The organism is Kitasatospora sp. NPDC004272 (assembly GCF_053603035.1).
In genome coordinates this window covers 63,547-83,066 of record NZ_JBSGET010000013.1, presented here as the reverse complement: position 1 = coordinate 83,066, position 19,520 = coordinate 63,547, and the positions used below count along the sequence as shown (strand labels likewise).

The following is a 19,520-nucleotide window of genomic DNA, read 5'->3' as shown; positions in this document are numbered from 1 at the left end:
CCGGGCCCCCGCCCCCCCCCGGCGCCCCCGCCGTCGTCGTGCCGTCAGGCCGTGCGCCAGGTGTGCCAGAGGTCGGCGTACGGGCCCCCGGCGGCCAGCAGCTCCCGGTGGGGGCCCAGGGCGGTCAGCCGGCCGTGGGCGAGGACGGCCACCCGGTCGGCGTCGTGCGCGGTGTGCAGGCGGTGGGCGATGGCGATGACGGTGCGACCGGTGAGGGCGGCGGCCAGCGCCCGCTCGGTGTGGCGGGCGGTGGCCGGGTCGAGCAGCGCGGTCGCCTCGTCGAGGACCAGGGTGTGCGGATCGGCCAGGATGACCCGGGCCAGGGCGAGTTGCTGCGCCCGGGCCCCGTCCAGGCGGGTCGCGGCCGGGCCCAGCTCGGTGTCCAGGCCGTCCGGGAGGTCGTGCTGCCAGCCGACCGCGTCGAGGGCGGCGGTCAGCGCGGCGTCGTCCGCGCCGGGGGCGGCGATCCGCAGGTTGTCCCGCAGGGTGCCGAGGAAGACGTGGTGCTCCTGGGTGACCAGGACGACCTGGCGGCGCAGCCGCTCCGGCGGGAGGCCGGCCAGCGGGACGCCGCCGACGGTGACGCTGCCGGTGCGGGGCCGCTCGACGCCCGCCAGCAGGCGGCCGAGGGTGGTCTTGCCGGAGCCGGAGGGGCCGACCACGGCCAGCCGCTCGCCCGGCCTCAGGTCCAGGTCGAGGCCGTGCAGGACGTCGGGCCCGTCCGGGTAGGCGTACCGGACCCCGGCGACCCGGATCCGGTCGTCGGCGGGCTCGTGCGCGGGGGCCGGGCCGCCGGCCTGCGCCGGGACGGACGCGGGCCCGGGGGCCAGCCCCTCGACCCGGGCGTACGCGGCGGTGCTGCTCTGCAGGGATTCGAGCAGGACGACGATGCTGTCGAGCGGGTCCACGACGCGCTGCAGGTACAGCGAGGTGGCGACGGCCGCGCCGAGGGTGACGGTGTGGTGGGCGACCAGGACGGCGCCGAGCGGGAGGACCAGCACGCCCGAGAGGGTGTACGAGACGTTGATGACCGCGAAGTAGCGCAGCCGCAGGTACAGGGTGCGCAGCCGGGCCCGGTGGGTGGTGGCGACGGCTTCGCGGCCGGCGGCCAGGCGCTGCCCGCCCAGGCCCAGGGCGTCGACGGTGCGGGCGCCGTTCGCGGTGGCGGAGAGCACCTCGGCGAGCCCGGCGGTCGCGGCCCGGTCGGCGAGGTAGGCGGGGCGGGAGCGCCGCAGGTACCAGCGGGAGCCGAGGACGGTGCCGAGGACGGCGAGGAGCCCGCAGGCGCCCAGCAGCGGGCTGACGGTGAGGATCGCGCCGAGGATGAACAGCACCTGTGCGCCGGAGACGAGCAGCTCGGGGGCGGCGTCCCGGAGCGTCTCGCCGACGGCGGTGGAGTCGGCGGTGCCGCGGGCGGTGAGGTCGCCGGTGCCGGCGCGCTCGGCGGTGGCGGCGGGCAGCGCGAGGACCCGGTCCAGCAGTTGCTCGCGGACCTCGGCGGCGGAGCGCTCGCCGAACCGGTGCGCCAGGTAGCGGGCCTGGCGGGCGGCCAGGATCTGGACGGCGGCGCAGCAGAGCAGCAGCAGGCCGAGCCGGTCGACGTCGCCGGTGGTGGCCCCGGTGGCGACCCGGTCGATGATCCGGCCGAGCAGCCAGGGCCCGGCCAGGCCGAGCAGGGCGGCCGCGACGTTGAGCGCGAGGACGGTGGCGAAGGCGCGGCCGTCGGCCCGGACCAGGGCGACGGCGGCCCGCCGGACCTGGCGGGTGGTGGCGATCGGGAGGGTGCTCAACTCTCCTCCCGGGCGGGGAAGTCGGGGGCGGCCTGGGCCGGAGTCCTGGTCAACTGGCCTCCTCGGAACGGGAGTCGGCGCGGGAGTCGGCGGGGGAGTCGGCGTCGCGGGCGACCAGGGCGCGGTAGTCGGGGCGGGTGCGGAGCAGCTCGCGGTGGGTGCCGGTGGCGGCGACCTCGCCGTCGATCAGGTAGTGCACGGTGTCGGCGCGGTCGAGCAGCAGGGGGGAGGTGCTGGTGAGCAGGGTGGTGCGGCCGGCGCGGGCAGCGCGCAGGCCGGCGACCATCGCGGCCTCGGTGTGGGCGTCGACCGCGGAGGTGGGTTCGACGGCCAGCAGGACCTCCGGGTCGGCGGTCAACGCCCGGGCCAGGCGCAGGCGTTGGCGCTGGCCGCCGGAGAGGTTGCGGCCGTCGGCGGCGATCGGGGCGTCCAGGCCGCCGGGCAGGGCGTCGTGGACGTCGCGGGCGGCGGCGGCTTCGATCGCGGCGAGCAGGGCGGCGTCGTCGGCCCCGGTGCGGCCGCGGACGGTCTCGCGCAGGGTGCCGGCGAACAGGGCGGCCTCGTTCTCGGCCAGGGTGATCCGGTCGCGGACGGCGGTCAGCGGCAGCTCGGTGAGCGGGGTGCCGCCCCACTCGGCGCCGGCGGCGTCGAACCGGGCGAGGCGTTCGGCGACGGCGGCGCTGTCGGCCGGGCGGGCGCAGGCCAGCACGGTGAGGGTGCCGGGGGCCAGCCGGACGCCGGACTCGGGATCAACCAACTCGGCCTGGCCGGAGGGCGGTTCGGCGGTGCCGAGGTCGGGGTCGGGGGAGAGTGCGAGGAAGTCGACCACCCGGCGCGCGCTCACCAGGGCGCGGGCGACGTCCTGGCCGATCTCCAGCAGGAAGTAGACCGGGGAGACCAGCACGGCCGCGTACCCGAAGGCCGCGGCGAGCTGGCCGGGCGTCAACTGGCCGGAGACGGCGAGGCGGGCGCCGATCCAGGTGACGGCGGCCAGCAGCAGGACGGGCAGGCCGGTGCCGAGGGCCTGGATCCAGCTGGTGACGGCGCCGACCCGGTAGCCCTCGGCGCGCAGCAGGCGGGAGTCGTCCCGGTAGCGGCCCGCGTACACGTCCTTGCCGCCGAGGCCGTTCAGCACCCGCAGCCCGCCGGCCAGGTCCTCGAAGCGGGCGGTCAGCCGGGCCTGGCGGTCGCGGTAGCGGTTCTCGGCGGCGCGCTGGCGGGCGAACAGCGGGCGCATCGCCAGGCCGAGCAGCGGCAGGCCGAGCAGGACGGTCAGGGCCAGCAGCGGCGAGAGCGCCAGGAGCAGCGCGGCGACCGCCAGGTAGCAGACCACCGCGCCGACGCCGGGGCCGACGAAGGTCAGCGCCAGGGACATCCGGATCACGTCGGAGACGCCGATGGTGACCACCTCGCCCGCGGTCGCCTGCCGGGGCAGCGCCGCGCCCAGCCGGGTGCTGTGCCGCAGCACCACGTTGACGGTGCGGAAGGTGGCGTCGAGGCGGACCAGCGTCATGGTGCGGTGCCGGAACCAGGCGAGCGCCGCGGAGAGCAGGCCGAAGCCGAGCATCGCGGCGGCCCAGCCCAGGACGACGGCGGTGCGGCCGGTGCGCAGCCCGTCGTCGACGGCGCGGGAGAGCAGGTAGGGCTGGACGGTCAGGCCGAGCATCCAGGCGGTGCCGAAGAAGGTGCCGGCCAGCGAGCGGCGGAGCTGGCTGGTGGCCAGCCAGCACAGGAAGCGGAGCGGACTGCGGACGTCTGGTTCGCCGGGGTCGCCGGCCGTCGGATCGTTCACGCGGGGAGCGTAACGGTGGGCGCCGGGACGGCTCGGACGATGGGGTGAGGGGCGGGACGGGTGCGGGCCCCGGCCGGTGCCGGGGCCCGCGGGGAGGTCAGTTGACGGCGAAGTAGTAATCGCGGTGGCTGAGCTCGATGCCGTCCTTGGTGGTCGCGTAGGACTCCAGCACGTACCAGTCGCCGGCCGGCGGGGTCCAGCTGATGTCGGCCTCGCCGTGCGGGCCGGCCGGGACGGTGGTCCACTGGTCGGACCAGCCGAAGCGGTAGGTGTAGCTCGCGATCTGGGCGCCCTCGATCTTCGGGGCGAGGTGGAACGTGCCGGGGGTGCCGGCCGCGCCGCCGTAGTTCTCCTCCGGGAAGTCCGTGGAGGTGACCGTCGGGGTGGTGTCGATCGGCTCCGACCAGCGGGCCGGGCTGCTCGTCCAGCCGTTGGCGCTGGTGGAGGTCACCTCCAGGCTGTCGCCCCGGGGGCTCTTCAGGACGAGGGTGAGCTCGGCGGTGCCGTCCGGGCCGGCCGGGACGGTGGTCGTCTCGTACGTCATCGTGTTGGTCACCGTGTAGCCGACCACCGGGGAGGCGGCCTGCACGCCCGCGTCCGGGGTGAGCCGGAAGGTGGCGGGCTTGCCGAACAGCGGCGAGTGGGAGGTCTTGGTGACGGTCGGCGAGGTCCGGAGGATCAGCAGCTGGTAGTCGCTGGGGGCGGAGGAGTTGCCGGCCCGGTCCACGCTCTGGACCCGGAACAGGGTCGGGCCCTCGGTGCCGGCCGGCGGGACCAGGTCGACGGTGGCCGAGCCGCCGGGGGCGTCCGCCTGGACGGTGCCCGACTGGCCGGCCGGCCAGGTGTAGCGGAAGGCGACCACGTCGGCCGTGCCGTTCGCGGTGAAGGTGAACCGCACCGGGCTGCCGCCGGCGGTCCACTGGTTCTCCGGGTAGTTGGACGAGGTGACGGTGGGCGCGGTGGCCGGGGCGGTGTTGTCGGCCGTCAGGTAGCAGGCGGCCGACCAGTCGGAGGCCGCGCCGGTGGCCGGGTCGACGGTGCGGGCCTGCCAGCCGTAGCCCTGGCCGTCGGCGATGTGCGGCAGGTAGGTGGTGGTGGGCGAGTCCGGCCGGGCGCCGTGGCGGACGACGGTGTTGACCTGCGCCGGGTCGGCGGTCGGCCAGTACGCGAACTCCTCGTCCAGCTGCCACGCCGAGGGGTCGCTGTGGTGCGTGGTGCCCGAGACCGAGGGGCCGCCGTAGGGGTCGTCGTGCAGCACGGCGGGGTCGGCCGGGTCGGTGGCGCAGGGGCGGCCGCCGTTGGTCAGGTCGGTGGGCGTGAGCGGGGTGCCGGTGGCGGCGCCCGCGGTGCCGGGGACGAGCAGGGTCAGGGCGACGGCGGAGGCCGCCGTCAGGCCGGCGCGCAGGCGCCGGGCCGGGATGTGCGTCATGGATTCCCCTCCGGAAGGCCAGGGCCGGCGTGCTGCCGGCCCGGGCTCCGGGGAGCGTAACGGATACGACCGATCGGTCGAACGGAATTGTTCCGCGCCGGGCTCCGGCGCCGGACTACGAGGCGTAGACCTGGAGTTCGGCGACCTGGCCGGCCGGCCAGCCGGTGTTGGCGGTGAACACCAGCCGCAGGTGGCGGGCGCTGGTGCCGGCCGGGAGGGTGAGGGTGGCGCTGTTGCCGGTGGCCGGGTCGAAGACGCGGCCGGCGGGGGCGAGCAGGCGGGTGAAGGCCGACCCGTCGGTGCTGCCCTGCACCTCCACGGTCTGGGTGCGGGTGGCCCAGGCGGCGGCCGGGGGGACGGTCAGGACGATCCGGCGCACCGGGAGGGTGGCGCCGAGGTCGGTCTGCAGCCACTGCGGGAAGGCGTTGTTGACGCTCTCCCAGTAGCTGTTCGGGTCGCCGTCGACCGCGTTGCCGGAGCCGTAGCCCTGGGTGTGGCCGCTCTCCGCGGTGGGGCGGTGCAGCGCCAGGTTGCCGGTGGGGACGGTGGCGGCGGAGGTGGTCGCGGTGACCTGGCCGGAGGCGGGGGAGACGTTGCCCGCCGCGTCCAGGGCCCGGACGGTGAAGCCGTACGCGGTCGAGGGGGACAGGCCGGTGACGGTGAGCGCGGTGCCGGCGGTGGTGGCCGCGACCGCGTCGCCGAGCAGCACCCGGTAGCCGGTGACGGCCACGTTGTCGGTGGCGGCGTTCCAGGCCAGCGAGACCGTGGTGTCGCTCTGGCCGGTCACCCGCAGGCCGCCCGGCGCGGTCGGGGCGGTGGTGTCCGGCGCGGTCGGGAACGGCTGGGTCGGGCGGGCGGCCGTCACCGGCAGCTGTCCCTTGAGCATCCGGCCGCCGTCGCCGGTGAGCCGCAGGTAGTAGTCGGAGGAGCAGGCGGTGCCGTCCTCGTCCAGCGCCAGGAACCCGGACCCGGCGGGCACCCAGCTCTGGGACTCGGCGGTCTTGGCGATCTGGTTGCCCTCGTTGTACTCGTCGAACATCGAGATGTACGCGGAGGCCACCCCGGCCCGGGCCATGTTGTAGAACTGCCGCCACATGAAGTCGCCGTGCGCCCGCTGCCGGTCGCCGACCCCGCCGGGCAGCACGCACGGCTGGTAGTCGATGCCGTGCGCGGCGCACTCCGCCAGGTCCGGGACGGTCGCCACGTTGTAGAAGTTGTCGGCGTCGGCCGCGCTGCCGATCCGGCCCACCAGCCAGGGCGAGAGCATGTCGAAGGCGTGGTAGACGTCGGAGAAGCCGGCCCGGGAGTCCCGGTCGCCGGTGCGCCACCAGGTCGGCACCCCGCCGATCACGTAACAGCCCTGCGCCTTGAACCAGTTGAGGACGTCCAGGCACTGGGCGGGGGTGAACGGGCGCTGGTTGTCGTTGAAGCCGAAGCCCCAGATGCACACCACCGGCTTCCCGTTCTGCCGGGCGTACGCGGGCGAGGCGGTGTGCGCGCTCATCTTGTTCGTCCAGTCGGCCTTGATGTCCGACTGCATGGTGGTCCAGTCCGAGACGTCGTACATGATGTAGAACTTCACGCCCTGGGACTCCGCCGCGCTGCGCACCTTGCCCGCCATCGCGTCCCGGGTCGGGCCCTCGCCGCCGGTCGGGTTGAAGCGCTGCAGGGCGGCGGCGTCGATGCCGTACTGCTTCATCCAGCGGAACTGGACGTCGACCGTGGACTGGTCGTAGGACGAGAACAGCGACGCCTGCTGGCCGTTGTTCAGGTTCGCGAAGGCCGTGGCGTACGTCTTCGGGTACTCGCGGACGTCCGGCCAGGCGACGACGGCCTTGTTGGTGTTCGAGGGCGCCTGGCCCCAGTTCTGCGCCCAGTGCCACCAGCCGTTGATCGGGGCGCCGTCGCCCGGGCAGGCGAACCAGCCCTGGTAGCCGACCGTCACCTTGCCGACCACGTCGCCCGCGGGACTGGCGGCGCGGGCCGGGGCCGCGGCCAGGCCCTCGCCCAGCCCCACCGCCCCGACCACGCCCGCCGCCGCTGCCGCCTGCAGGAAAACCCGTCGCGATACCACCATGCCGCTGCCTCCGCCCGGTTGACGACGTCTTGTCAGGTCCGCGACCCGACGACCCGGGAGCGTAACGACGTTGACACCAGGCGGCAATATATTCGACAGGCATTGCAAAAATTAGATAGCTAGACTGAAAGACTTCGACTGGTGAGATGGGCGGCCCAGCCGCCGGCCGCGGTGACGTCCACCGCGCCCGCCAGCGCGGCCGGTTCGCAGAGGAAGCCCGGCGCCCCCGAGCCGTCCGCCAGTCGGACCTGGCCGAGCACCATCGGGGGCGGCAGCGCGCCCAGCAGCGCGCCCAGGCCGGCCGCCGGCAGCTCCCACAGCTCGCCCGGCAGGCTCGCGCCGCCCTCCGCCACCCGGACCAGGCCCGGCTTGGGCGGGAGGGTGTCCAGCGCGTACATCCGGTACTCCGGCGCGGTATGCACCTCGGCGACGAACCGGCCGCCCAGCGCGGCCAGTTGACCGTTCAGCGGCTGCCCGGTCAGGTGCGCGCCGAACACCGCCAGCCGCACCGGCGGCGCGGTCAGCAGCCGGGCCAGCGCGGCCAGCCGCTCCTCGGTGCGGGCCGGGCCGACCAGCATCACGCCGAACGGCAGGCCGCCGACCGTGCCCGCCGGGACGGCGACCGCGCACAGGCCCAGCAGGTTCGCCGAGTTGGTGAACCGGCCCAGCCGGGTGTTGGCGCCCACCGGGTCGGCGGCGACCTCGGCGAAGGTCGGGTGCCAGGTGGTGGTCGGCAGCAACAGGGCGTCCGCGTCGCCGAGTTCGGCCAGCGCGGCGGCCCGCAGCCGTTCCAGCTCGACCCGATCGGCGAACAGCCGGTGCGCGGGCACCCGCCCGGCGGCCCGGACGATGCCCGCCACCACCGGATCCAGCCCCGGATCGCCCCGCCCGGCCGCCGCGTCCGTGAACGCGCCCACCGCGGCGTACCGCTCGGCGACGAACGCGCCCCCGTACAGCAGCGCCGCCGCCGCGTCGAACGGCGCCAGGTCCACGTCCCGCAGCTCGGCGCCCGCCGCCGCCAGCCGGCCGGCCGCCGCCGCGTGCGCCGCCGCCCAGCCGTCCGCCAGGACGCCCAGCCGGTCGGCCGCCGGGACGGCGACCCGCCAGGGGCCCGGCCGGCGGCCCGGGGCGGCCGGGGCCGGGTCGGCGAGCAGCCGCAGCGCGGACTCGGCCTCGTCGACCGTGCGGGCGAACACCGAGACGCAGTCCAGGCTCGCGCAGGCCGGGACCACGCCGTCGGTCGGCACCAGGCCCGGGGTCGGCTTCAGGCCCACCACGCCGTTCAGCGCCGCCGGGACCCGGCCCGAGCCCGCCGTGTCGGTGCCCAGCGCCAGGTCCACCAGGCCCAGCGCCACCGCCACCGCCGAACCCGAACTGGAACCGCCCGAGATCCGGTCCGGGTCGACCGCGCCCCGGACCGCGCCGTACGGGCTGCGGGTGCCGACCAGGCCGGTGGCGAACTGGTCCAGGTTGGTGGTGCCCAGCACCACCGCGCCCGCCGCCCGCAGCCGGGCCACCGCCGGGGCGTCCCGCTCCGGCCGGTAGGCGTACGAGGGGCAGCCCGCCGTGGTCGGCAGGCCCGCCACGTCGATGTTGCCCTTCACCGCGCACACCGTGCCCGCCAGCGGCAGCCGCTCGCCCGCCGCCACCCGGGCGTCCACCCCGGCCGCCTCGGCCGCCGCCTCCGCCTCGGGCCGCAGGTCGATCCACACCTCCGGCCGGTCGACCGCGGCGATCCGCGCGTACGCCCGGCGCACCCGCTCGACGGCGCTCACGCCGGGGCCCCCAGCACCACCAGCGGGCTGCCCGCCCGCACCTGGTCGCCCGAGCCGACCAGCAGCTCGGCGACCACGCCGTCCCGGTCCGAGACCACCGCGGACTCCATCTTCATCGCCTCCAGTGCCATCAACCGCTGTCCCCTGCGCACCCGTTCGCCCGGGGCCACGTCCACCTTCCACACGCAGGCGGTGAACTCGGCCTCCACCACGCCGCCGCCCGGCGGCACCACCACCGCGCGCGGCGCGGCGGGCTCCGCGGCGGCCGCCAGGTCGGCCCGGTCGAACTCGCCGGACTCCTCCCAGGCCCGCCGCTCCGCCTCGAACGCCGCCGCCTGCACCGCCCGGAACTCCTCGATCGGACCGGCCTGGTCGGCCAGGAAGCGCAGGTGCTCGGCGAGCGCGAACTCGCCCTCCTCGATCCGCGGTTCGAACCGGCCCGCGGCCATGTCGGCGCGCAGCTCCAGCAGCTCCTCGGCCGACACCGGGTACCAGCGGATCCGGTCGAAGAACCGCAGCAGCCAGGGCGCGCCCGGCGTGAACGGGCCGCGCTGCTGCCAGCCCGACCACATCTGCACCGTCCGCCCGACGAACTGGTAGCCGCCCGGGCCCTCCATGCCGTACACGCAGAGGTAGGCGCCGCCGATGCCGACCGAGTTCTCCGCCGTCCAGGTCCGGGCCGGGTTGTACTTGGTGGTGACCAGCCGGTGCCGCGGGTCCAGCGGGGTCGCCACCGGCGCGCCCAGGTAGACGTCGCCCAGGCCCAGCACCAGGTACTCGGCGTCGAACACCGTCCGGTACACCTCGTCCACTGAGGCCAGGCCGTTGATCCGGCGGATGAACTCGATGTTCCACGGGCACCACGGCGCGTCGTCGCGCACCCCCGCCATGTACCGCTCGATCGCCTCCCGGGTCGCCGGATCGTCCCAGGACAGCGGCAGGTGCACCGTCCGGCTGGGCACCACCAGCTGCTCGGCGGGCGGCAGTTGCTGTTCCAACTCGCCTACGAGGGACAGGAGTTCGGCGATCGGGAGGACATCCGGATCCACGTGCACCTGGAGCGAGCGGATGCCCGGCGTCAGGTCGACCACGCCCGCCGGGCGCCGGTCCGCGACCAGCTCCGCCAGCGCGTGCACCCGCATCCGCAGCGCCAGGTCCAGCTGCATCGGCCCGTACTCGACCAGCAGGTTGTCGTCCCCGCTGCGCCGGTACGTCACCGCCGGGCGGCCCGGGCCCGCCGGCAGGCGGTCCAGCACGCCGCCGTCCAGCACCGCCGGGCGCGAGGGGGCGGGCACGGCGGCCGGGGCCCGGCGCAGCTCCGCCGCGTCGCCGGTGGTCACCGGCACGAAGCGGACGGTGTCGCCCGGGCGCAGCTGCCCCAGCTTCCAGCGCTGCCCGGAGACCACCGTCGCCGGGCAGACGAACCCGCCCAGCGACGGCCCGTCCGGCCCCAGCAGCACCGGCATGTCGCCGGTGTAGTCGACCGCGCCCACCGCGTACGGGGTGTCGTGGATGTTCGACGGGTGCAGGCCCGCCTCGCCGCCGTCCCGGCGCGCCCAGGCGGGCTTCGGGCCGACCAGGCGCACCCCGGTGCGGGCGCTGTTGAAGTGCACCGACCAGTCGGCGGCGTAGAACTCGGCCATGTCCCGCTCGGTGAAGAACTCCGGTGCGGCGTGCGGTCCTTCGACCGCGGGCAGCAGCCAGGACGAGGTGAACTCCGGCCGGTCGGCGACCGGCCCCGCGCCCGGGCCGAGCGGGCCGGTGCCGCCGTGCAGCACGTCCCCGGGGCGCAGCGCCCGGCCGCCGTGGCCGCCGAAGCCGCCCAGCGTGAACGTCGCCGCGCTGCCCAGGAACGCCGGGGCGTCCAGGCCGCCCGCCACCAGCAGGTAGCAGCGCAGCCCCGGACCGGCCGGGGCCGGCACGTCCAGCAGCCCGCCCGCCGGGACGAGCACCGGCTCCCACTGCGGCACCGGCGCGCCGTCCACCGTCACCGCCGTCGGGGCGCCCGTCACGCACACCCAGGTCGGGGCGGTGAACCGCAGCGCCGGGCCGAGCAGCGTGCACTCCAGGCCGGGCGCGCCCTCCGGGTTGCCCAGCGCCCGATTGCCGAGCCGGAACGACAGGTCGTCCATCGGCCCGCACGGCGGCACCCCGACGTGCCAGTAGCCGGTGCGGCCCGGCCAGTCCTGCACGGTGGTCTGGGTGCCCGCCCGGACCACCTCGATCCGCGGCGTCGGGTCCGCCACGTGCGCCAGCGTCCCGGTGTGGTGCCCGGCCGCCACCACCTCCGCCACCGCCGGGATCGCCCGCAGCAGGCCCAGGTTGGTCTCGATGCCGTGGATCCGGGTGTCCGCCAGGGCCTCGGTGAGCCGCTCCAGCGCGTCGGCCCGGTCCGCGCCGTGCGCGATCACCTTCGCCAGCATCGGGTCGTAGGCGGTGGTCACCTCGGTGCCGGTCTCCACCCAGGTGTCCACCCGGACACCGGCCGGGAAGACCACCTCGGTCAGCAGGCCCGCGCTCGGCCGGTGGTCCCGCGACGGGTCCTCGGCGTACACCCGGGCCTCCACCGCGTGCCCGCGCGGCGCACCGACCTCGCGCACCACCGCGCGCTCGCCCCGGGCCAGCCGCAGCATCCACTCGACCAGGTCGACCCCGTACACCGCCTCGGTGACCGGGTGCTCCACCTGCAGCCGGGTGTTGACCTCCAGGAAGTACGCCTCCTCGCGGACCGCGTCGTACACGTACTCCACCGTGCCCGCCGAGCGGTAGTCCACCGAGGCGCACAACTGCCGCGCTGAATCGGCCAGTTCGCGGCGGACCCGGGCGGGCAGGCCGGGCGCCGGGGCCTCCTCCAGCACCTTCTGGTGGCGGCGCTGCAACGAGCAGTCCCGGTCGCCCAGGGTCACCACCCGGCCGGCGCCGTCGCCGAACACCTGCACCTCCACGTGCCGGGCCCGCTCCACCAGCCGCTCCAGGAACACCCCCGCGGTGGCGAAGTTCGCCGCCGCCACCCGCTGCACGCCCTCCCAGGCGTCGGCCAGCTGCGCCGCGTCCCGGCAGGCCCGCATGCCGATGCCGCCGCCCCCGCCGGTGGCCTTCAGCATCACCGGGTAGCCCACCGCCTCGGCCGCCGCCAGCGCCGCGGGCAGGTCCGCCAGCAGCCCGGTGCCCGGCAGCAGCGGCACCCCCGCCGCCTCGGCCGCCGCCCGCGCGGTGTGCTTGGCGCCGAACACCTCCAGCTGGGCCGGGGTCGGGCCGACGAACGCCAGGCCCGCCGCCTCCACCCGGCGGGCGAACGCCGCGTCCTCCGACAGGAACCCGTACCCCGGGTGGACCGCGCCCGCGCCGCACTCCAGCGCGGCGGCCAGTACCGCGTCCGCCCGCAGGTAGCTGTCCTTCGCGGCGGCCGGGCCCAGCCGCACCGCCCGGTCGGCCGTCCGCACGTGCGGGGCCGAGCGGTCCGGGTCGGAGAACACCGCGACGGTGGACAGGCCGATCCGGCGCGCGGTGCGGATGATCCGGGCCGCGATCTCGCCCCGGTTGGCGACCAGCAGGGTGTCGAAGCTCATCGCGGGCCGCCCTCGGTGGTGCCGGTGCGCTCGGTGACCGTCATCCGGACCGGCGTCGGGTCGAAGCCGTTGCAGGGGTTGTTCACCTGCGGGCAGTTCGACACCAGCACCAGCACGTCCCGCTCCGCCCGCAGCACCACCCGCAGGCCCGGCGCGGAGAGCCCGTCCACGATGCCCAGCGTGCCGTCCGCCTCCACCGGCACGTTCATGTACCAGTTGATGTTCGACACCAGGTCCCGCTTGCCCAGCCCGTGCCGGGCCCCCTCGGCCAGGAAGTTCTCCACGCAGGCGTGCTGCGACCCGGTGTGGTGGCCGTAGCGCAGCGTGTTCGACTCCTTCGAGCAGGCGCCCGCGATCGTGTCGTGCCGCCCGCAGTCGTCCTCGACCACCGTCATCAGCGGCGTGTGCTCGTTCGACATCAGCACCGTGCCGGCCGTCACGAAGACGCTGCCGGACGCCTGCAGGGTGTCGGCGGCGCTGTAGCGCACCGCGGTGTCGTGCGCGTCGTACAGCAGGCAGTCGACGGCCTGGTTGCCGTGCAGGTCGGTGACGGTCAGCCACTGGCCCGCGCGGACCACGGCGGACCAGGCGGCGCGGGCCGGGACGACCTCGTCCAGGACGACGGTCTCCGGTGCGGTGGTCTCCGGGACGGCGGTCTCCGGGACGGCGGTGGTGGTCATCGGGCCCCCAGGGCGGCGGTGTTGAGGTGGGCGCGGTGGCGCTCGGGCGTGGCGTCCCAGTGCGGGTCGCCGGGGCCGGTCACGGCGCCCGGGGTGGCGGTGACCCGCAGCGGGGTGCAGTGCCAGGCCGGACGCGGATCCAGCGGGTGGGCGGTGTTGGCCAGCAGCAGGGTGGCGTGCTGCTCCAGCCGCAGCACCACCCGGGCCCCCGGGCCGGCCGAACCGGTGGGGCGCAGCGAACCGTCCGGGTCCACCGTGACGCCGCGGAAGAACGAGACCGGGGCGGGCAGGTCGCGCGGCGCCAGGCCCTGCTTGGCCGCGGCCAGCACCAGCAGCTCGCGGCCCGCCGGGGACGGGCCGTGCGCCGAACCGTCCCCGTAGCGGGCGCGGTTGCGGGCCGCGGTCGACGCCCCCGCGAGGGCGTCGTGCCGGCCGGAGGTGTCCTCGACCAGGGTGGCCAGCACCCGGCCCTGGTCCGAGAGCAGCTGACTGCCCGTCGCCAGGTAGGCGTTCCACTGCACCTTCACGGTGTCCGCCGGGTTCAGTCGCTCCCAGGGGCGGCCGGCCACGAACAGCACCAGGTGCGCGCAGGCGTCGCCGTCCCGGTCGGTGAGCGCGACGTGCGCGCCCGCCGGGAGCGAGAGCTGGGTGTAACCGCCGCCCGCGACGGTCTCCGACCACAACGTGCCGTCCGGCGGCGGCAGTTGCGGCATGCAGTCCACGACCGTGCCCGCCTGGGACCTGGCGTGGGCACGGGCGGCCGTGGTGGTGGCGGTGCCGGGTCCGCCCTCGGCACGGGGGGTTTCTGTCATGCGACAGAAATTAGGGAGGGGCGGATTCGGCGTCATTGCCCCGGCGTGACGCGGGAGTTACCGTCCCCTCACGGCGGGGCACGGCGGGGCACGGCGGGGTGGAGACGGCCGGGGGCGGGGGCGGACGTGCGGCGGCCGCCCGGGGTGCGGGCGGCCGTGGGAGGGGCGGAGCTCAGCGGCGTCGGCGGCGCAGGCGGTAGGCCGCGCCGAGGGCGAGGGCGGCGGCGAAGGTCAGCAGGGCGAACCAGCGCAGGTACCAGTGGCCGCCCTCCGGGTCGTAGACGGCGGCGCGCGGCCAGGCCAGGTCCACCGTCATCGCCACCCCGTACAGCAGGGCCGCCGCGTTCACCGGCAGGCCCCAGCGGCCCAGCGAGAACAGCGGGCGGCCGGTCTCGTCCGTCGCGGGCGCGCCCTCGCCGAGCGGCAGGCCGCGCAGGCGGCGGGCCAGCACCGCGCCCACCACCAGCGCGTACGCCGCGTACACCAGGGCCACGCAGGTCGAGGAGAGGGCCACGAACGCCGCCGGGGCCGCCAGGTTGAGCAGCAGGAAGCCGACCGCCGGGACGCCCACCGCGAGCGCCGCCCAGCGCGGCGTCCCGCTGCCCGGGGCGACCGCGGCCAGCCGGCGCGAGCCCGGCAGCGCGCCGTCGCGGGCCATCGAGAACACCATCCGGGCGCCCGCCGTCTGCATCGCCAGGGTGCCGACGCACACCGCGACCGCGACGTCCGCGAGCAGCACCCGCCCCAGGCCGTCGCCCAGCCGGCTGGTCAGCACGTACGGCAGCCCCTCGGCCGCCAGCCGCCCGTCGGTCAGGCTCGGTGCCGCCAGCACCCCGCCGAGCAGCAGCAGTCCGCCGCTCAGCCCCGCGGTCGCCAGCGCGGTCAGGATGGTCCGGGGCGCGGTCCGGCGCGGGGCCAGGGTCTCCTCGGAGAGCTCGCCCGCGCTGTCGAAGCCGATCATCACGTACGCCGCGGTGAACGCCCCCACCAGCAGCGCCCAGCCGCCGCCACCGCCGCCACCGCCGTCCGGCGCGGTGTGCAGGAGCGCCCCCGGCGACTGCTCGGCGTGGCTGAACAGGGCGACCACGATCAGCGCGATGCCCAGGATCTCCGCGCTCACCCCGACGCCGTTGACCAGCGTCAGCACCCGGTTGTCCACGGCGTTCAGGAAGGTGGTCAGCGCGATCAGCGCCGCGCCGAGCAGGACGGCGTTCGCCGCGCCGCTCGCCGTGGTCGGGGACGGGTCGCCGCCCAGCAGCTGGAAGCCGGACCACAGGGCGGGCAGCACCACCTGCAGCGCGAGGGCCGCCGCGGCCACCACCACGACCTGGCCCAGCACCATCAGCCAGCCGGTGAACCACCCGTACACCGGGCCCGCCATCCGGCTCGCCCACTGGTAGATCGCGCCCGAGAACGGGTGGCGGGCCGCGAGTTCGGCGAAGCACGCGGCCACCAGCAGCTGGCCGAGCAGCACGACGGGCCAGGTCCAGACGAAGGCGGGGCCGGCCGCGCCGTAGCCGAAGGCGAACAGCTGGAAGACCGTGGTGAGGACCGAGATGAAGGAGAAGCCGGCCGCGAACGATCCGAACCGGCCGATGGTGCGGTGCAACTGCTGGGGGTAGTCGGCCGCGCCCCGGGCGGCGGCCGGGGGTGCGGACGTCGTGCTGGTGGTCATGGGGCACCGGCCTTCCGCAGGCGATTTCTGTCGGGTGACAGAAATTAGGGCGCTGCGGATTCCCGGGTGTTGCCCGGGAGTTGCCCGGTGGTTGCCTTCTCCTCACGGGGAGCACCGCCAGGGGCCCGGGGAACTGTCGGCAGACGGGCATGCACCACCAGGGGCTCGCCGTTCCCCGAGCCCCTGGCTCCGCTCTCGTGAGCCCCCGGTGGTGCCCGTCCCTACACCAGGCTGTCCTTCCAGGTCCGGTGGAGGATGGCGAAGCGGCCCTCGCCGGCGATGAGTTCGGCGGGGGTGCCGTCCTCGACGACGCGGCCCTGGTCCATGACCAGGACGCGGTCGGCGATCTCGACGGTGGAGAGGCGGTGGGCGATGATCACGGCGGTGCGGCCGGCCAGGACCGTCCGCATGGCGTGCTGGACGGCCTGCTCGCCGGGGACGTCGAGCGAGGAGGTGGCCTCGTCGAGGATCAGGACGGCGGGGTCGGCGAGCAGGGCGCGGGCGAAGGCGACCAGTTGGCGCTGGCCGGCCGAGATGCGGCCGCCGCGCTTGCGCACGTCGGTGTCGTAGCCGTCGGGGAGGGCGGCGATGAAGGCGTGGGCGCCGATCGCCCGGGCGGCGGCCTCGATCTCGGCGCGGGTGGCGTCGGGCTTGCCGACCGCGATGTTCTCGGCGACCGTGCCGGAGAACAGGAAGGACTCCTGGGTCACCATCACCACGTTCGCCCGCAGGTCGGCGGTGGACAGCTCGCGCAGGTCGACGCCGTCGAGGGTGACGGCGCCGGCGGTGGGGTCGTAGAACCGGGCCAGCAGCTTGGCCAGCGTCGACTTGCCCGCGCCGGTGGCGCCGACCACGGCGGTGGTCCGCCCGGCGGGCAGCCGCAGGTCGAACGGGGGGAGGACCTGCTTGCCGCCGGCGTAGCCGAACGCGGCGGCCCGGAAGGCGACCTCGCGGCCCTTGCCGCCCGCACCGGCCGGTGCGGCGGGCAGTTCGGCGGGCCGGGCGGGCTCGGGCACGGACGGCTCGTGGGCGAGCAGGCCGGAGATCTTCTCCAGCGCGGCGGCGGCGGACTGGTAGCTGTTGAGGAACATCGCCAGCTGGTCGATCGGGTCGTACAGCCGGCGCAGGTAGAGCACGAAGGCGGTCAGCACGCCGAGTTCGAGGCTGCCGTCGGTGACCAGGAAGGCGCCGAGCACCACCACGCCGGTGACCCAGACGTTGGCGGTCAGCCGGGACAGGAAGACGTACCGGGCCATCTCCAGCAGGCCGTCCGCGGTGGCGGTGGCGGACTGCGCGTTGACGGCGCCGAACGCCTCGTCGTTGGCGGCCTCGCGGCGGAACGCCTGCACCGGGCGGATGCCGTTCATGGTCTCGGTGAAGCGGACGATCAGCCCGGCGCTGACGGTGCGCGAGCGGCGGTAGACCCGCTGGGAGCGGCGCCGGAAGGACCGGATGACCAGGTACATCGGCAGGAAGGAGGCCAGCGCGGCCAGGCCCAGGCGCCAGTCGACGACCACCAGGACGACCGTGATGTAGCCGACCGACAGGCAGACCATCAGGAGTTCCTGCAGGCCCTCGGAGAGCAGTTCGCGCAGGGTGTCGACGTCCCCCGTGGCGCGGGAGATGATCCGGCCGGAGGTGTAGCGCTCGTGGAAGTCGAGGCCGAGCCGCTGGGCGTGCCGGAAGATCCGGCCGCGCAGGTCCAGCAGGACGTCCTGGTTGATCCGGGCGGCGGAGCGGATGAACGCCCGCTGCAGCAGGGTGGCGGCCAGCGCGCAGCCGAGGTAGGCGGCGGTGACGGCGACCAGCGGGCCCCAGTCGTGCCCGCGCAGCGCGGGCACGCCCCGGTCGATGGCGTAGGCGACCAGCAGCGGGCCGGTCTGCAGCGCGGCCTGCTGGAGCAGGACGGCCAGCACGGCGACGGCGATCCGGCGGCGGTGCGGGGCGAGCAGCGAGCGGAGCAGGGCGCGCGGGGCGCCGGGCGGGACGGGGATGTCCTGGTCGTCGGCGGCCGGGGGGAGGAGGTCGTCCTCCGCGGCGACGGGTGCGGCGACGGCGGTGGTCATCGGGCCAGCGCCCCTTCCAGCTCGGGTTCGCCGGACATCAGGGCCCGGTAGGCGGGGCAGGAGCGCAGCAGCTCCTGGTGGGTGCCGACGGCGGCGATCCGGCCGTCGGCGAGCAGCGCGACCCGGTCGGCGAGCAGCACTGTGGACGGGCGGTGCGCGACGACCAGGGCGGTGGTGTCGGCCAGGACCTCCCGCAGGGCGCGCTCGACCAGCGCCTCGGTGTGCACGTCGAGCGCGGAGAGCGGGTCGTCCAGGACCAGGAAGCGGGGTTCGCCGACCACGGCGCGGGCCAGCGCGAGCCGCTGGCGCTGCCCGCCGGACAGGCTGAGGCCCTGCTCGCCGACCTCGGTGTCCAGGCCCGCGGGGAGCCGGTCGACGAAGCCGGCCTGCGCGGTGGCCAGGGCGGCGGCGACCTGCTCGGGGGTGGCGCCGGGGGCGCCCATCAGGACGTTCTCCCGGACGGTGGCGGAGAACAGGGTGGGTTCCTCGAAGGCGACGGCGACCCGGCGGCGCAGCTCGGCGCGGCTCAGGTCGCGGACGTCGGTGCCGTCCAGGGTGATCGACCCGGCGGTGGGCTCGTACAGCCGGGGGAGCAGCGCGGTGAGGGTGGTCTTGCCGCTGCCGGTGGCGCCGACCAGGGCGAGCGTCTCGCCGGGGCGCACGTGCAGGTCGACGCCGGCCAGCAGGTCGGGGGAGCCGGCCGGGGCGTCGGGGTAGCGGAAGCGGACGCCGGTGAAGCGGATGCCGCGGTCGTCCGTCGGGGCGGTGCCGGAGGGGGGATCGGCCGGCTCCGGCTCGTCCATCACCTCGAAGTAGCGGTTGGCGGCGCTGGCGGCCTCGGCGGAGAAGCCGAGCAGCCAGCCGATCGACTCGACCGGCCAGCGCAGCGCCATCGCGGTGGACAGGAAGGCGACCAGGGTGCCGACCGAGAGCTCGTCGTGGGCGACCAGGACGGCGCCGGTGGCCAGCGCGGCGCCGAGGGCCAGCTCGGGCAGGCCGACGATGACCGCCCACAGGTCGCCCAGCAGGCCGGCCTTGCGCAGCTCGGTCCCGCGCAGGGCGGCGCTGCGGTCGCGGAACTCCTCGGCCATGGTGCGGTGCCGGCCGAACGCCTTGAGGATCCGGATGCCGAGCACCGACTCCTCGACCACGGTGGCCAGGTCCCCGTTCTGGTCCTGGGCGAGCCGGGAGGCGGTCGAGTACCCGGCCTCGAAGCGGCGGGTGACGAGCATCAGCGGGATCGCCGGGAGCACGGTGATCAGGGCGAGCCGCCAGTCCAGCGCGAACATCAGCGCGGTGCCGGTCAGGAAGACCGTGGAGTTGACGACCAGGAAGACCAGCGGGAAGGCCAGGAACAGCCGCAGCACGAACAGGTCCGAGGTGGCCCGGGAGAGCAACTGGCCGGAGGGCCAGCGGTCGTGGAAGGAGATCGGCAGCCGCTGCAGCTTGGCGAACAGCTCGCCGCGCAGCCTGGTCTCGACCCTGGCGAGCGGGCGGGCCACGATCACCCGGCGGACGCCGAACAGGACGGCCTCGGCGACGCCGAGCAGCAGCAGGACGCCGGCCAGCGGCCACAGGCCGGACAGGTCGCGGTGGGCGACCGGGCCGTCGACGATCCGGCGCAGCACGATCGGGACGGCCAGCACGCTGAGCGAGGCGAGCCCGGCGGCGGCCATCGCGCCGAAGATCCGCCAGCGGGCCTCGCGGGCGTAGGGCCACAGGCGCAGCAGCGAGCGCACCGCGGACCGGGGTGCCGGTCCGGGTGAACCTGGTGCGCCGTCTGTTGACGGGGCGTTCGAATCCGCGGGGGTGGGCGGAGCGGGGAGCTGGTTCTCGGCCATCGCCGAGAGGGTAA

Annotated in this window: 11 protein-coding genes; all 11 read right to left on the bottom strand. The window is 75.9% G+C overall.

What is annotated here, in order from left to right:
- Window positions 1–44: 44 nt before the first annotated feature.
- The 11 genes from ACWEO5_RS06865 to ACWEO5_RS06815 all read right to left on the bottom strand — a co-directional run bounded on the left by ACWEO5_RS06865 (window position 45) and on the right by ACWEO5_RS06815 (window position 19,506).
- Entirely contained in the window at window positions 45–1,790 is a 1,746-nt protein-coding gene (locus ACWEO5_RS06865; RefSeq protein ID WP_452160829.1) for an ABC transporter ATP-binding protein, read from the bottom strand.
- A 49-nt stretch (window positions 1,791–1,839) separates the two neighbouring features.
- Complete coding sequence (locus ACWEO5_RS06860; protein WP_452160827.1) at window positions 1,840–3,582, bottom strand: ABC transporter transmembrane domain-containing protein; 1,743 nt, start codon at window positions 3,580–3,582, stop codon at window positions 1,840–1,842.
- A 97-nt stretch (window positions 3,583–3,679) separates the two neighbouring features.
- Entirely contained in the window at window positions 3,680–5,011 is a 1,332-nt protein-coding gene (locus tag ACWEO5_RS06855; protein WP_452160825.1) for a hypothetical protein, read from the bottom strand.
- Window positions 5,012–5,126: 115 nt separating this feature from the next.
- On the bottom strand, window positions 5,127–7,088 hold the full coding sequence (locus ACWEO5_RS06850) for a discoidin domain-containing protein (protein WP_452160823.1): 1,962 nt from the start codon (window positions 7,086–7,088) through the stop codon (window positions 5,127–5,129).
- A 119-nt stretch (window positions 7,089–7,207) separates the two neighbouring features.
- Window positions 7,208–8,863 (bottom strand): allophanate hydrolase, encoded by a 1,656-nt coding sequence (locus tag ACWEO5_RS06845; protein WP_452160821.1) that lies wholly within the window; start codon window positions 8,861–8,863, stop codon window positions 7,208–7,210.
- Complete coding sequence (uca, locus tag ACWEO5_RS06840) at window positions 8,860–12,432, bottom strand: urea carboxylase (protein WP_452160819.1); 3,573 nt, start codon at window positions 12,430–12,432, stop codon at window positions 8,860–8,862. The genes ACWEO5_RS06845 and uca overlap by 4 nt, the downstream gene beginning before the upstream one ends.
- Window positions 12,429–13,112, bottom strand: a complete 684-nt coding sequence (locus ACWEO5_RS06835; protein WP_452160817.1) for an urea amidolyase associated protein UAAP2 — start codon at window positions 13,110–13,112, stop codon at window positions 12,429–12,431. The genes uca and ACWEO5_RS06835 overlap by 4 nt, the downstream gene beginning before the upstream one ends.
- Entirely contained in the window at window positions 13,109–13,924 is an 816-nt protein-coding gene (locus tag ACWEO5_RS06830; RefSeq protein WP_452160815.1) for an urea amidolyase associated protein UAAP1, read from the bottom strand. The genes ACWEO5_RS06835 and ACWEO5_RS06830 overlap by 4 nt, the downstream gene beginning before the upstream one ends.
- Window positions 13,925–14,096: 172 nt before the next feature.
- Entirely contained in the window at window positions 14,097–15,599 is a 1,503-nt protein-coding gene (locus ACWEO5_RS06825; RefSeq protein WP_452160814.1) for an amino acid permease, read from the bottom strand.
- A gap of 221 nt (window positions 15,600–15,820) precedes the next feature.
- Complete coding sequence (locus ACWEO5_RS06820; protein WP_452160812.1) at window positions 15,821–17,665, bottom strand: ABC transporter ATP-binding protein; 1,845 nt, start codon at window positions 17,663–17,665, stop codon at window positions 15,821–15,823.
- Window positions 17,662–19,506, bottom strand: a complete 1,845-nt coding sequence (locus tag ACWEO5_RS06815; protein WP_452160809.1) for an ABC transporter ATP-binding protein — start codon at window positions 19,504–19,506, stop codon at window positions 17,662–17,664. The genes ACWEO5_RS06820 and ACWEO5_RS06815 overlap by 4 nt, the downstream gene beginning before the upstream one ends.
- Window positions 19,507–19,520: the final 14 nt, after the last annotated feature.